Below are 13,841 nucleotides of genomic sequence, written 5' to 3'. Positions count from 1 at the left end.
ATTGAGGCGGAAGGCATGTTGATGTGGTCGCTGCTTATGGTAAATTATGGACATAGGCCCAAGTGATATCTCATTTGGAGACCAAGCGCTTAAGAGAGTTTCGCCGTAATAGGCATCCCAAGAATCGAGGGCGAATGGGCGGGAATCAATGCGTTGAAGTAGTAGCGACACCGTTGAAGAGGCGTGGAGAGCCCCGGTCCCGGGGAGGTTGGGGTGCGGAGAGAGAGTGCGTGCCTCAGGGCGAGAAGGTGGAATTCTCCAGCACGCGCCACTGATAGTAGTTGTCGAGATTAGGCGCCGAGGGGTTGGCGGCGTAGTCGGGGATATTGGTATTGGCGGGGTCGAGGAATCTCTCGAGTGTGACCGATCCACGGAGCTCTCCCACGACCTGGCCTTTGCCCTCGGTCCATTTATCCGGAGCATTGGCCGGAGGATTCTTCAGAGCCTGGACGGTGTAGTGGACGGTGAAGGTATTCGATTTGGTGGTGAGGCGTGGATAGATGTCGGCGTAGGGACGCTCCCGGACATTGTCGCCTACGAGGGCAAAGTCATCTCCGTACCATCCAGCATCGGCAACTGAGTTGGAGGCCCAGGAGTAACCTTGCGGGACGAGGTAGATGTCGCAGATCTCCGACGGCGAGCGGAAGATGTCCCATTGGGCGAACTTCTCTTTAAACTGACGGAGGGAGCCATTGCTGTCGCTCAGGTTCAGCGGGAGCCTGCCGAGCGCTGGGCCGCTGGGAGGCTGTGCGTTGGCGCCGGGGACGGAACCAAACGGCATCTTATAGTAATTGTGCCCCGTCTGGTTGCCATTTTTCTGAGCAGCTGCCTTGGGCACTCGGGCCATGAGTTCGGAGCCCAGTACTGCGCGCACGCCGGTGCTGCGATCGATATAGGTGAACGGCACGATCTGGTAGTTCATGTTGACCTTGCCTGCGGTGGAGAAGGGTTCGCTAATCGCATAAGGCTCCACGACCGGCATGGTGAAGAGATCCAGCAGCAAATGGTCCTTCGGACCTGATGGATCGCGGGGGCGGCTGGCTTGTGGACGGAAGAGAAGCGTGCGCCATGGGACGCCTTCCTGTACGCCCGTCGGCAGCGAGCCAAACATGACCGGCGAAGGGATGATGCGATTGGCCGTGAAGTAGCTGGCGACGCTCGAACTGGTGCTGTTGGACTGTTGTTCGCCGTTGTAGTAGGGCGCTGCTCCCGAGCTAGTGTAAATGTTGCCCTCATCGGGCTTGTTGGCGTAGGCGCCATCCCGTGAGCCAGGGAGGCCGGTGTCCCAATCCCAGTCTGCAGCGGGCGTTGACGTGCTTGGCACCTTGGGAGTCCAGGCCGGTTCGTAATCTGCTCCCGATACCAGCTTGCCGCTGAGATTGACGCCCGGCACGAGATTGGATGCCTTGGCCTGCATGAGCGTATGGGCCAGCTTTGCCCCGGAGCTGTAGCCCGGCGTGGTGACCATGTCCTTGGTGCCGTCAGCCGTGACGGTCTCCTTGGCCATGATCAGTCGGACATCGCCATCCTTGGCAGCGAGGCTGCGGACGACGTCCGATCTGTAGCCGCCCGCCGTCGAGCTGTCGGGGATGCCCGTGGCATCAGTGCGGATGACGGCACCTTTGCCTGCGGCTGTGGTGGACCCGGGGCTCTGTGGGGCCCATTCGATGCGTTTATCAAATCCCCACCAATCCCCCATAGTGTTGGAGCCAGCGGTGGTGGTCTGGATCAGGTCAGGCAGTGGCAGGGTGATGGAGGGGAAGGAGATCTGGAAGGTCTGGACCACGCGGCGCGTGCTGGTGCCCTTGGCCTTGACCATGATCTCGGCAACGAAATTCCCGCTGGTGCTGAGGGTGACCGTGCCGCTGCCGTCGGCGGCTGTCGGAACAGTGAAGGGGTTGCTGACGAAGCGGTAAGGAAGATACGAGGTGGAAGAATTGCTCCAGCCGTTGCGGCGATAATTGGTTCCGTTCCAGTCGACGCGGGACATGAAATACTGAAAGCCATTCAGGCCGCCCATCTGGATGATGTCATTGTAACGCGTGGCGGGGCCTTCGGTCAGGAGATCGCCTGAGGGAAACGGGCTTTTGACTAACCCGGCGGACGTCGTGAACTTCACATTGTTCAGGTCGCGGATGTTGATGCTGACGTCGGGCATCATCGTGTCAAAGCCGAGCATGGGGGAGTTGAGCTCGATGAGGATCATCGCCTGGAGGCGTTTTTCACCGGGATTCAGCAGGATTTTCGTGCCATCGTAGGTGTCGGCCAGAGTGGGGTTGGGTTTGTCGGTGATGTTGTTGCTTCTGGTGCGGGGGTCATACTCATTACTCGGATCGCCGTTTCCATCGGCGGTGCTGATCAGGAGCAGCGCGACTTCCGAGATGGTGTACATGCGGCCGAGCCCCTGGGTCGCGCCAATACGCAGCGGGACGACCTGTCCGCCGCCGGAGACGGCAGTAGTAATCGGCGGAGTGAATCGCACGGTCGGGTTGCTCGAGCTGGCGTCCTTGACCGAGTGGTCATAGACATTTGTGGAGCGGATATAGTCCACCATCTCGGTGAGGATCTGGTCCCTTTCGTTGGGATAGCTGTATTTCTGCAAGAAGGTTCCGCCGAAGCCCGGGATATTCCGCCCTGTCAGACTTTGGAGGTAGCTGTAAAGCTGGCGATTGCGAGTGATTTGCGACCAGTCGTTGGTTGGGCTGGTGGAGTCGTGACGCTGGATATAGTATTGCTTGATGGCCGAGCCGATTCCGGTCGATGAGCAGAAAGCGATGAGCTTGTCGAAGGGAGTGACGAGCTTCGTGTTGTTCGTAGGGGTGGGATTGGCTCCGTACTCCGAGTCAATCGGCCAGACCGCAATTCGCGGTGTGCCAAAGAGCGTTGTCTCCGGAGCGCGGCTGTGACTGGTGAGCAGAAACTTGCCGGTCTCGACCTGCTGCTGGGTCACAGAAGCGCCGCTCCCGGGGTTCTGGGTGCGATCGGGGCGGAATAACATCTCGCCCGGAGAAGTATAGAGGCGGTCGTTCTTGGCAGTGATCGTAGTGGGAGTGTTGGACTTTGTGGTATCGACTGTTCCTCCCTTTGACCCGTACTGGTCATCATAGCGGGGCAGGAGGCTGAAGAAACTTGACGAGGTGGCGGCGGCGGTTTGCGTGTTCGGATAATCACCGATGGGCATGCCGAGCGCGGTGAAGATCTTCGAGAGGTCGGTGGTCGCAGGGTGCCCGGGGTAGCGCTGATACTCGCCCTGCACCGGCTGGTTGCGGGAGAACAGGTTGACGTCGTCCAGCATGCGAAAACGAGGGACATCCCACGGTGCAGCCAAGGCGGCGGTGCCATTCCATTTGCCGATGCTGCCGGAGGCGGTATTGACGTTTACCTTGGTCGTTTCGTCATCGGTCCAGAAGGCGACGCGCCCGACAATGGGATTTTCCTTCGTGGCTCCGGAGATGGTCACGGTCGATCCGGATGGAGAGGAGGGAGTGACCATCGTGCCATCGCGCAGCATGTACATCCAGCGTACGGGCATCGGGGCAGGCTGGAGCTGGGTGGCACCGGGAGCGCCGCTGATGGAGAATCCATCGAGGGTCGAGAGGACGCTGGGATTTGTGGCTGAGCCGGGACTCTTGGGATCGCGAGGGTCGAGAATGGGAAAGCTGAGAGACTTGGTATTGCCAAAACCTGAAATGGTGACGGGTTTGTTCAGGTCGACCCAGACGGCTGGCTGGCTGGCCCAGTTTACGGGAGGAATGTCGTTGGCGAGGATGGAGCCGCTGCTGGTTGCCGTCGACATGGTCGTGCTCGAGTAGAGGCGGTAGATCTTGGTGAGATTGCCCGCGTCGTCGAAAACCCGCACGGCACCAGGCTGCGAGGCCCAGGTTGATGAGCCGGTGCCTGTGGTGGCCTCGTTGATCGTAGCCTGGACGAGATTCACAGCAGATTCGGCCAGGAGGCGGGTGCTGGCAGCAGCATCATAGCTGGCTGAGGCCGAGCGTTCCGTGCCCGTACGGACGAGGAAAATCGTTACCAGCGCACCGAGGAGGACGATGATGGCGAGGACGGCGATGAGCGCGGAGCCCCGTGCCGTACGGAATGCTGCGGGGGATGATGGAAAGTCGAGCGACCGTTTCATGGGCGATAGACGAGGGGTATGCCAGTTACGGGATTGATCTGGACCATGAAATAATTGGCAGGCATATCCTGTTTGTCCGCGAAGACCTCCGGGATGACGGTAAAGACAAGATTGCTCATTGCGACGATGGGGGTGATCTCCCCGGACGGCCTGATCTGCAGTGCACGGTAGGCCGTCGAGGCTCCGCCGACGGTCATGGTGCCCGAGGCCAGGTCGGTCATGGCGGAGGAAAGCGAATTATCCGCGATGGTGACGCTTTGCGGCAGGGTGACGATGCGACGCGAGGGGATCATCTGCCCGCTGTCGTCGGGCCGCCAAAGCTGGGCGGCAGCGTACCCCTTGCGGCCGGCGATCTTGATGAAACGTAACTCGACGACGGTGTTTTGTGAAGATGCGGTCTGGCGGCCGAGGTTCACCTGATCGGCGACCAACTGGCCGCCGCGGGTCAGGTCGCTGCTCTGCATGAGCGAAGACATCGCGGGCACGGTGATCACCGCGAGCAGCCCGATGATGGCCATCACCACGAGGAGCTCGACGAGGGAGAACGCCTGACCGTACCCGAGATTGCAGGATGGGCGGCTCATTGGGATCGGCTCCACTTGGACTCACGAAGCGGCAGCGCCGTGCTGAAGATTTTGAATTCTATTCCCTTGTCCGAGAGAGCCTTGGAAACCTGGGCAATGTCGTCCTGGTATTTCTCGACCTGGGTAAACTTCCCAGCCAGCGCAGACTCGATCTCCTGCGGTGCGGTTGAGGATCCCCGGTCCAGGCGGGCGGCCGAGGCTTCGCTGATGACGATCATGGTGATGTCGATGACGGGAGGCAGTTGATTCGCTGTGATCGGCTGCGGGATCGTCATGGCGTTGTCCTGCGAGTTGTAGGAATAGTCGGTCGTCAATTCCTGTCCGGTTGCATCCTCGGCGGAGGAGAGTCGCGGCCAGACGATGAGTGCGATGACGTTGTCGATGAGGGGAGTCACTGCAGGCTTCGAATCGGAGTCGCTGATCGGCGTCAGCCATGCCGCGGCATTCCAATACTGCTGGATCGCGGCGCGATAGGCGGATTCAGTCTGGTTGCTGGTGCGAGCGGGCTTGTTGAAGACGCTGAGGTCTTCGGTAGGTTGCAGTCCAAACATCAACCGATAACGGAATTTCTCATTGCCCACGCCAGAGGGCTGAAAGTCCTTGCTGCTGCCGAACCGGACAAATGCGCTGCAGGCATTCATCAGTCCGCGGGTGGCCCGCAGGGTGGAGTCCTTTGAGTAAGCCTCGGGTGTGACGAAATACACCTCCTGGCCATAGGATGCCTTTTGCTTGTTTTGCCGGATGATGAACTGGAGATCTGACTGACGCAGATAGACCGTGGGCGCGAGGGGGTTGTCATAGTCCCAGTAGGGATTCAACGTCGCCTGGGAGAGATAACGGTTCATCAGGTCAAATCCGGTGCGTGATGCCGACTGCGCCTCGATGCCCGATGTCGCATGGCGGATCGTGGCGGAGATCGAGTTGGTGACGGCGAGGATGATGCCCAGGAGCACGATGAAGACCGCAGTGGCCGCCAGTAACTCCACAAGAGTGAAGGCGGACGCCTTGCGGGTCGCGACAATGGGGGTGCTGTAGGGCATGCGCTTCAGCGCTAGTCGTTCTTTTGCTTCGCCAGCAGGAGCGAGTACACGACCTCCTGGCGATTGGCCTGGGCGACACCGGCGGGATAGGTAATGCTTACCTTCACGCTACGGGCGTTGGAGGAGTTCACGGAGAGACCCGGTGCGGTGACCTGGTTCAGCGTGAAGTTGGCGACATAGTAAGCATCGCGTTCCTCCGAGCGAGTGCCGTCCTGACTGAAGTAAAAGGGATTGTTAGGCAGCTTCTCGATCGTCAGGGCATCGGTGCTGGTGTTCTGAAAGGAGATCTGTTGCAGGTCGCCCTGGATCTGGCGGGCGATATTGGCTGCGGCGATCTGGCTGCGGGATTGCTGGGACGACCTGAGGCCGACCGGCAGGGTGCCGACGACGGCCATCATGGCAAACGAAACGATGCCGAGAGCGAGCACGACCTCAATGAGGCTGAATGCCTTGGCGGACTTCGAGAAATTGGGGAGGGATTTTGCGAACATATTGTCGGGCAGATCGCGTTAGGGGTGATACTGCTAACAATAGGTCGCTTTTGGTGAAGCTGTTAGCGGAAATCTGACTAAAATTATGCGGTTTCCAGACATTTGCCCCCTGAAGATCAGAAATTCGCCACTTTTTTGCGGGCGATGGGAGGTATGACGTACTTTCCATGCTGCGGGAAGAATGCGGTATTCCTTGGAGGTGCGGAGATCCCGGGGGCGAGATTGCATCGGCGCGTCCTGAATTATCGCTCCTTCAGGCGGATTTTGCAACGCCTGCTCAAAGGTCCATTCCTCCCTGATGAAACAGGCCGTTCCCCCCGAAAAGATCGTGGAGAACGGCCCGGTATATTGGCTCTGAGAGCTTTTGACTCCCGGTAACAAGGGGGATTCAGCTACTCGGCGCGCCAGACCTTGAGCGTTCGCAGGATCATGTCGCCTGATCCGTCAGAGTAATCAGACTTGGGGTCTGCTTTTACGGCGACATTGGTGAGCGGATACCATGTCTGGCCCTTGAATGGATTGGCATAACGCATGGTTTCCACGCCATCGATGAACATGGTGATCCATTCCTCCGTGACCGTGACGGCGAAGGTGTGGAAGTCACTATCAAGGGTGTCCTCCAGCCCGAAAGTGCGCATTTTCATGTTCATTGCGGGGCGGGTGAAGGTGCGGATGGTGTTTTTTCCACCATGGAGGTTTGTCGAGAGATCGGAATCAAACTTCCAGGAGCCATTGTAGCCAAATCCTTCATAGACATCGATTTCCGGGGGCCATCCGCCGGTGGGCACCAGCCACAGGGCTGGCCACGAACCCTTGCGGTTGGGCATCTTGACCACCCATTCGACACTGCCGTATTTGAACCAGGTCTCCGGCATCTTGTGGCCAGAGAGCATCGTGGCGAGGAAAGGGTAGTACATCGCAGGAGCGCCGACCTCCATGGGCTTGTCCAAACGGCGTGAGGAGAGGACGAGCCCCTCGCTGGTGCGGCTGAGGCCTCCCATGTCGACCGTGCCGTAATAGCCGGTCTCGCCATTGCCTACCTGGGTGCGGCCATGCGACAGGGCGGTGGAAAAGGTGTTTGGTCCTCCCTTGTCGTCATATTGTATGGTTTCGCCCGTGCCGGAGTAGGAGAGTGTCCCGAGAGGCTCAAACTTGAGCGGCTGGCGGCTGGTGTCTTCGATCGGTTCGTTGGTCGCGTCGGCTGCCGCCGTGATGAGGATTTCACCGCCCTGGCGATTGGCGCCATCGGGGACGGAGGGCTGAATGGCCTTCACATTGTTTCCCTCGCTCATGCCGGAGACATCAAAGCTTACTGTCTTCGTGAGCTGATCGCCTGGTCGGAAAATGACCGGCTTTGTTGCGTCGGGCATGGCTCGGCCTCCCTGGCCGTTGAACACGCGCACGTAGGCGATCACCGTGTTGGCGCTGGGCTTGTCCATGGTGACCGGCACATGGATCTCGGTGGAGCCGGTAGGCACATTGAAGCTCTTGATGGAGACGTTGGCGATCGGCGGGTATTTCTTGCCGCCGTCATAGATGTCTGTGCTGGCGGTCGCGTTGGCGGCGTGTTTGTCGAGCTCGGCAATGATGCGCCCTACGGCATCGCCAGCGGTTTGGGCGTCTTTTTTGACGTCATCATTGTCGGTCTTTTGAGCCACCTGGGAGATTGCTTCGCTGGCGGCTTTTGCATCCGTCTGGAGAGCCTGGATCTGCTCGGGGGATATGTTTTCGGCAGGGAGAAGCGGGATGCCGATGGCGATGAAGAGAGCGGGCAGGATCGCTCCCGGAGGGCATGAAAAACGTCGGGTAGTCTTCATAGGGGTTGAAAGGAATGGGCGGAACATTGTCTTGAATGCCTTCGGTCGCGACGCGCGGGGAAGGCGGTGAGGTCTGCTATCGAAATAACCGATAGCACATTTGGTAAATATCCGCTTAGGGAAAATATTCTACCTTTTTCTTAGCGTGCGCAAAATGTCTTAAACGCGCGCGCGTCTCTAGAAGACCCATGTTTTGTATGTTGTGAAAATTTCCTGGGAGCGGCATCCGCGCTGGGTTTGGCTCCGTTTCTCTGGTCGGTTGAAAGCTGCGGAGAGGGGGCGGTTATCGGAAAACGGAAATGTCGGAAAAACGCATATATTGGATCGGATGTGAGCCTATGCGGTTGAGGGATTTGGAGTAGAGTGACTGCATATGAATCCTCCCTCCCCACGTCGTATGACTATACCATTTTCTGCGCTTTCTCGAGGAATAGCTGCGCTCTCGCTGATTGGATCTCTTGCTGTTGGTTCATCCCAGGCTCTGGCGACGGATGGAACGTGGATATTGAATGGGAACGGGAACTGGAACACTCAGGACGGGAACCCATGGCAGGGCGGAACCGTTGCCTCGGGAACAGGTGCCAGCGCGTATTTTAACACCATCGACATTACTGCAAACCGGACGGTCACGCTGACCGAGGATATTACCGTCGGTAATCTCTATTTTGGTGATACCGCGCTGAGTCCTACGGCCTACAATACCTGGACGGTGAATCGCCTGGCGTCGCAGGTATTGACATTGCAGACCTCCGCTGGGACCCCGACGATCACTGTGGATAATTCCTCCGCTACGATCTTGGCTCCAGTGGCCGGAAATCAGGGGCTCGCGAAAGCTGGTTCCGGAACGGTTACCCTTTCTGGAAACAATACCTTCACGGGAACTGTCACTGTGGGTGCTGGAGCGATGACTCTTGCCGGCACTAATGTCTTCTCGAATGCGGTGGTTAATGCTGGTGCTTTGACGCTCTCCGGAGCCAACTCTTCGCTGGGTAGCGTGGTGGTCAATGCTGGAACGCTGACGCTCTCCGGGGCTAACTCGTCGCTCAGCAGCGTGACCGTGAATGGCGGTACCCTGGACGTCTGGACTACGAACGCGATTGGGAACAACAATATCAGTTTGGTAGCGGCATCATCGACCTTGAATGCTGCGAATACGGCGACATCTGTCATTACGATAAACGGAAACATTACGGGATCTGGAAAAATATCGAAGACCAGCGGAGTAAGTACACTTGTCCTAAATGGTAATAATACCTTTACGGGAGGGACTACGATTGGCGCCGGAACGGTAGCGCTAGGCACTGGTCTTAACAATGGGTTGGGGACCGGCACGCTGACGATGAATGGCGGCTCTGCTCTTTTGTCGACAGATAATAATTCCCGGACAATAAATAACACCTTGGCTTTTGGATCGGGTAATTTTGGATTTCGATTCGGTGCAACTGAAGGAGATACCACGGGAAAGGGAAATTTGACCTTCGCTGGAACTGGTACCGTCAGTGTTGGTGGGGCTAGGACTTGGACCGTAAACAACAATACGAGGGTCACTTTCAAAAACGCGTGGAGTGGTAATTCCGGGTGGGATGTTACGAAGGCGGGAACTGGGACTCTTGTCTTCGATGGAAATATCACCGGTTCCAACGGTGTTGGCATCATAGTCAATGCCGGAACCATGCTGATCAATGGTTCCAAATCGTCCACTAGCAATGTTACGGTAAATAGTGGTGGTACACTTGGCGGTAACTCGCCTTCCATGGCGGGCGTCTTTACGGTGTTTGCAGGTGGTGCGATTGCTCCGGGTGATGGAGGTATTGGAACGTTGACGGCCACTAACCTGAGCTGGAATGGTGAAACCAGCGGTGCGTTTGCGCAGATGAAGTTTGATCTGAGCAATGTCGGGGGTCAGGGCTCGTCGGCCACCTCTGATCGCCTCGCGCTCGGATCGGGCATCCTGACGAAACAAAGCGGATCGGTCTTTGCCTTTGACTTCCTTGGCAGCGGTGCGGCGGGGAATACCTATACGCTCATGACCTTTGGCAGCAGTTCGGGATTCTCGGTGAGTGATTTTTCCTACACCAATCTGACCAACGGACTCACTGGTACCTTTGGTCTGAATGCCGGGAGCCTGACCTTTTCGGTGGTTCCGGAGCCGACGACCTTTGCCCTGCTCGGTGCGGGTTTGATGGTTACGTTCTTCGCTCGCCGTCGGCGCCGCGACTAAGGGATTCATGATCAATGGCGTGAGGGGACGCTGTCAGTGATCAAAATGGAAAGGCGCGAGGCAACTCGCGCCTTTTGCATTTGGCGATAAATCGCGCCTTGGGGCCATGCCTTCGCCGACCGAAACCTCTCACCTCCGTGAGACTATGCCGGTAGAGGGGGAAGGTCCTTGGCTTTCAGATTTGCCCAGAGGGGTGATGAAGTGGCTGGCGTATTCAAGATGCGGCGGTATTTGCCTGGGGTGTCTCCCGTCAACTTCTTAAAGACCTTGGCAAAGTGGATTCTGTCGGTGAAACCACAGTCTTCCGCGATATCGTCGATGGTCTTGTGGTGATCCTTCAGTAGTTCCCTCGCCTGGTCGACTCGCGCGCGTCGGATGTAGAGACCGAGCTCCACGCCGGTATGCTGCTTGAACTTCCGGCCAAGGTAATCCGGGTGGCAGCGCAGGGTGGTGGCCAGTTCGCGGATGGTGAATTGAGTTGCGAGGTTGTCCTGGATGTATCGAATGGCCTCCTTCACGAGAAAGGGCATTTGCTCGTCATTAGCTGGGAGAAAGGTGTCAAGTTCTCCACCGTTTGAGGTGATTACCGAGCGATACATGATGGCCGACTCTTTCAGGCTGCGCCGCTGGGTACTGTGGTCGACGTAAATAAGACCGAAGCGACGGGAATAGCCGTTTTGCCACTCAAAATTGTCCATTGCCGACCAATAGAAATACCCTCGCACGTCGATGCCATCCTGGAGGGCGCGACGCACCTGGAGGAGGTGGCTGTTCAGGAAGTCGACACGAGCGGCGTCGTGGACCTTTCCGTCGAGGCTCAGGCTGTCGGCACTGGCGATGCCATTCTTCGTAATGACCACGGGCAATTGATAGTGTTTGTTGAGGAAACGCAGGCCCCAGTAGATCGCCTCGGGAGTTTGTTTCCATGAGCATGCGGTCTCTGCGTGGCCGGGCGCAAACGGAGCAGCCATGGGCAGGCCGTCGGGTCCGGCTTTTACCGGGGTGCCCTGAAAGATGTTGCAGCCGTAGATGTCGATGGGTTGATGGATGGTCTCCATGTCCTTGCTGCGAATCTTGGGCACGGCAGCGCCATAGGCGCGCAGGCCGTCCTCGGGATACCGGCCAAACACTACGGGATCGCTCAGCCAGGTGTTGTTCCAGATTGCTTCCGGGAAGACGGAGAAGGTCGCTTTACGTGCGGCCTCGGTGTCAGCTGGAGAGTCCGTATAGGGATAGAAAATGGTGGCTGAAGGCGACCAGCAGATCGAGGCTGGGGTACGGGCATGGGCGCGGATCGCCTGGACGGACTTTCCATGTGCGAGCAGGGCATGATGACTGGCGAGAAGGATCTCGGGAAGGTCCAGCCTCAGCCCGGGGGCGTGCTCCCCTGTGCCGTAGCCCATGCCGATAAAGCATTGGGGGTCGGAGAGTGTCACCCAGTGCTGCACGCGATCTGAGAGCCTGCGCACGACCGCGGTGACATACTCCTCGAACCACGCAGGACTGTCCGGGCTGAGCCATCCTCCGTGAAGGAAGAGTGCATACGGGAGATCCCAGTGGAAGAGAGTCACCCATGGGGTGATGCCTGCGGCGAGAAGGTTGTCGACGAGCCGATCGTAGAAATCGAGGCCCTTTCTATTGACCGAGCCGATCCCGGCGGGAATGACACGCGGCCAGGAGATGGAAAAGCGATAGGCGTTGATGCCAATTTGCGAAAAGAGCGCGATGTCTTCCGTGCCACGGTGGTAATGATCGCAAGCCTCTCGCCCGGAGTGGCCATCCCGCACGTGCTCTCCGTTGCGAGTGTACATGTCCCAGATGGAAAGGCCTTTTCCCTCCGTATTCCAGGCACCTTCTATCTGGTAGGCGGAGGTGGAGGCGCCCCACACAAAACGCTCGGGAAAAGTCATAGGGGAGGAATCCAGGATGGTACGTGATCAGCGGGCGAAACTGCACCCAGAGGATAACAAACGGCCCGGTGGGCGCAATCTGCATGTCTGGAGGTCGGATAATGGCAATAGAATTGTCAGGAACAGCCCTATAAAGAGCAGGGAAACCGGCTAAGTTGAGGACGAACCTAAATCGTTTTTCCCATGTTCCCATCCCGCTCTTCTTTTCCGGCTTCCTTTACTTGGGGAGCTGCTGCTGCCGCCTACCAGATAGAAGGTGCCTGGAATACGGAGGGAAAAGGCCTTTCCGTCTGGGACATGATGACTTCGCAACCGGGGCGAATCTGGGCCGGGGGAACGGGGAAGGAGGCCTGTGATCACTTTCACAGGTATGAGGAGGATATCCGGCTGATGCAGAGCCTGGGCTTTGACGCCTATCGCTTTTCCATCTCCTGGCCGCGTGTCATTCCGTCCGGCGTGGGTCAGCCCAATGCCAAGGGTCTGGATTTCTATGATCGCCTGGTTGATTGCATGCTCGACGCAGGCTTGCAGCCGTGGCTGACACTTTTTCACTGGGACTATCCGTATGAGCTGTTCCTCCAGGGCGGATGGCTGAATGATGATAGTCCAGCCTGGTTTGAAGAGTATACGCGCCTCGTGGTCGACCGTCTGTCGGATCGTGTCTCCCACTGGATGACGCTGAACGAGCCACAGTGCTTCCTCGGCATGGGGCATCTGACCGGCGAGCATGCTCCTGGGCTGAAACTGGGAATGAAGGAGGTTCTCCTGGCAGTGCACAACTCCATGCTGGCTCATGGGCGTTCCGTGCAGGTGATCCGGGAGCGCGCCAAGCGGAAACCGATCGTTGGGTTTGCGCCGGTGGGTTGCATTTTTCATCCAGCCACGGACTCCGCGGCGGATGCCGACGCGGCGATGCGGGGAATGGCCGAGGTGTATCCTGACAATCTCTGGAATAACACCTGGTTTGCCGATCCGATCGTTCTCGGGCATTACCCCGAGGCGGGTTTAAAGGCTTATGGCAGTAATGCACCCACGGTCCGCCCGGGTGACATGGAGACGATCTGTCAGCCGCTGGATTTTTACGGCTGCAATATCTACTCGAGCACAAAAGTGCGGGCAGGTGAAGACGGTCGCATCGAGATCGTGCAGCCGGGGCAGGGCGGAGCGCACACCCACTTTGGTTGGAATGTCACTCCTGAGTCTCTGTATTGGGGGCCCAAGTTCCTGGCTGAGCGCTACAAGCTCCCGATCGTCGTGACAGAGAACGGCCTTTCGCTCAATGACTGGGTGGATCTCGATGGACGCGTGCGTGATCACGCGCGCATTGATTTTCTGAATCGCTATCTCCGCCAGCTCGATCGCGCGGTGGCGGATGGCGTGGATGTGCGCGGGTATTTCCATTGGTCGATCCTCGATAACTTTGAGTGGGCCGAGGGATACAAGCATCGCTTTGGCCTCGTGTATGTCGACTATGCGACGCAACAGCGTATCCCGAAGGAGTCGGCTTACTGGTTCCAGCGACTGATGGAAACCAATGGCGACTCGCTTTATGTCAAATGGGATGGTGAGCGCACGGAGTTGCCGGAGTTTTCCATGGAATCCCCGGAGCCAGCGCTACTTCCTGGAGTACGATAGCCCGAGCT

Annotated in this window: 8 protein-coding genes; 2 read left to right on the top strand and 6 right to left on the bottom strand. The window is 58.0% G+C overall.

The window, feature by feature from the left end; translation table 11 throughout:
• Window positions 1-235: 235 nt before the first annotated feature.
• From vccA to TSACC_RS16315, 5 genes are all read right to left on the bottom strand, one after another.
• Window positions 236-4,135 (bottom strand): Verru_Chthon cassette protein A, encoded by a 3,900-nt coding sequence (gene vccA / locus TSACC_RS16335; RefSeq protein ID WP_075080289.1) that lies wholly within the window; start codon window positions 4,133-4,135, stop codon window positions 236-238.
• Window positions 4,132-4,719 (bottom strand): Verru_Chthon cassette protein D, encoded by a 588-nt coding sequence (gene vccD, locus TSACC_RS16330; RefSeq protein WP_075080288.1) that lies wholly within the window; start codon window positions 4,717-4,719, stop codon window positions 4,132-4,134. The genes vccA and vccD overlap by 4 nt, the downstream gene beginning before the upstream one ends.
• On the bottom strand, window positions 4,716-5,759 hold the full coding sequence (locus tag TSACC_RS16325) for a hypothetical protein (RefSeq protein ID WP_075080287.1): 1,044 nt from the start codon (window positions 5,757-5,759) through the stop codon (window positions 4,716-4,718). Before TSACC_RS16325 ends, vccD begins: the two co-directional genes overlap by 4 nt.
• An 11-nt stretch (window positions 5,760-5,770) precedes the next feature.
• Window positions 5,771-6,250 carry a Verru_Chthon cassette protein B gene (gene vccB / locus TSACC_RS16320; RefSeq protein ID WP_075080286.1) on the bottom strand — a complete coding sequence of 160 codons (480 nt, stop codon included), beginning with the start codon at window positions 6,248-6,250 and terminating at the stop codon, window positions 5,771-5,773.
• 392 nt (window positions 6,251-6,642) lie between these two features.
• Window positions 6,643-8,067, bottom strand: a complete 1,425-nt coding sequence (locus TSACC_RS16315; protein WP_169809679.1) for a glycoside hydrolase family 16 protein — start codon at window positions 8,065-8,067, stop codon at window positions 6,643-6,645.
• 397 nt (window positions 8,068-8,464) lie between these two features.
• Here TSACC_RS16315 and TSACC_RS16310 point away from each other — a divergent pair, with 397 nt between their 5' ends.
• Complete coding sequence (locus TSACC_RS16310; RefSeq protein ID WP_169809678.1) at window positions 8,465-10,288, top strand: beta strand repeat-containing protein; 1,824 nt, start codon at window positions 8,465-8,467, stop codon at window positions 10,286-10,288.
• Window positions 10,289-10,431: 143 nt separating this feature from the next.
• Here TSACC_RS16310 and TSACC_RS16305 read toward each other — a convergent pair whose 3' ends face one another.
• Window positions 10,432-12,198 (bottom strand): GH1 family beta-glucosidase, encoded by a 1,767-nt coding sequence (locus tag TSACC_RS16305; protein WP_075080284.1) that lies wholly within the window; start codon window positions 12,196-12,198, stop codon window positions 10,432-10,434.
• 183 nt (window positions 12,199-12,381) lie between these two features.
• Here TSACC_RS16305 and TSACC_RS16300 point away from each other — a divergent pair, with 183 nt between their 5' ends.
• Complete coding sequence (locus TSACC_RS16300) at window positions 12,382-13,833, top strand: GH1 family beta-glucosidase (protein WP_075080283.1); 1,452 nt, start codon at window positions 12,382-12,384, stop codon at window positions 13,831-13,833.
• Window positions 13,834-13,841: the final 8 nt, after the last annotated feature.

Source organism: Terrimicrobium sacchariphilum, from assembly GCF_001613545.1.
Classification (GTDB): Bacteria; Verrucomicrobiota; Verrucomicrobiia; order Chthoniobacterales; family Terrimicrobiaceae; genus Terrimicrobium; species Terrimicrobium sacchariphilum.
This window is presented reverse-complemented; position numbering and strand designations above follow the sequence as displayed.

Excerpts from the sequence above, each read along its gene's own strand:
- vccA (WP_075080289.1), bottom strand. The coding sequence starts at position 4,135 with ATGAAACGGTCGCTCGACTTTCCATCATCCCCCGCAGCATTCCGTACG.
- vccD (WP_075080288.1), bottom strand. The coding sequence starts at position 4,719 with ATGAGCCGCCCATCCTGCAATCTCGGGTACGGTCAGGCGTTCTCCCTC.
- TSACC_RS16325 (WP_075080287.1), bottom strand. The coding sequence starts at position 5,759 with ATGCCCTACAGCACCCCCATTGTCGCGACCCGCAAGGCGTCCGCCTTC.
- vccB (WP_075080286.1), bottom strand. The coding sequence starts at position 6,250 with ATGTTCGCAAAATCCCTCCCCAATTTCTCGAAGTCCGCCAAGGCATTC.
- TSACC_RS16315 (WP_169809679.1), bottom strand. The coding sequence starts at position 8,067 with ATGAAGACTACCCGACGTTTTTCATGCCCTCCGGGAGCGATCCTGCCC.
- TSACC_RS16310 (WP_169809678.1), top strand. The coding sequence starts at position 8,465 with ATGACTATACCATTTTCTGCGCTTTCTCGAGGAATAGCTGCGCTCTCG.
- TSACC_RS16305 (WP_075080284.1), bottom strand. The coding sequence starts at position 12,198 with ATGACTTTTCCCGAGCGTTTTGTGTGGGGCGCCTCCACCTCCGCCTAC.
- TSACC_RS16300 (WP_075080283.1), top strand. The coding sequence starts at position 12,382 with ATGTTCCCATCCCGCTCTTCTTTTCCGGCTTCCTTTACTTGGGGAGCT.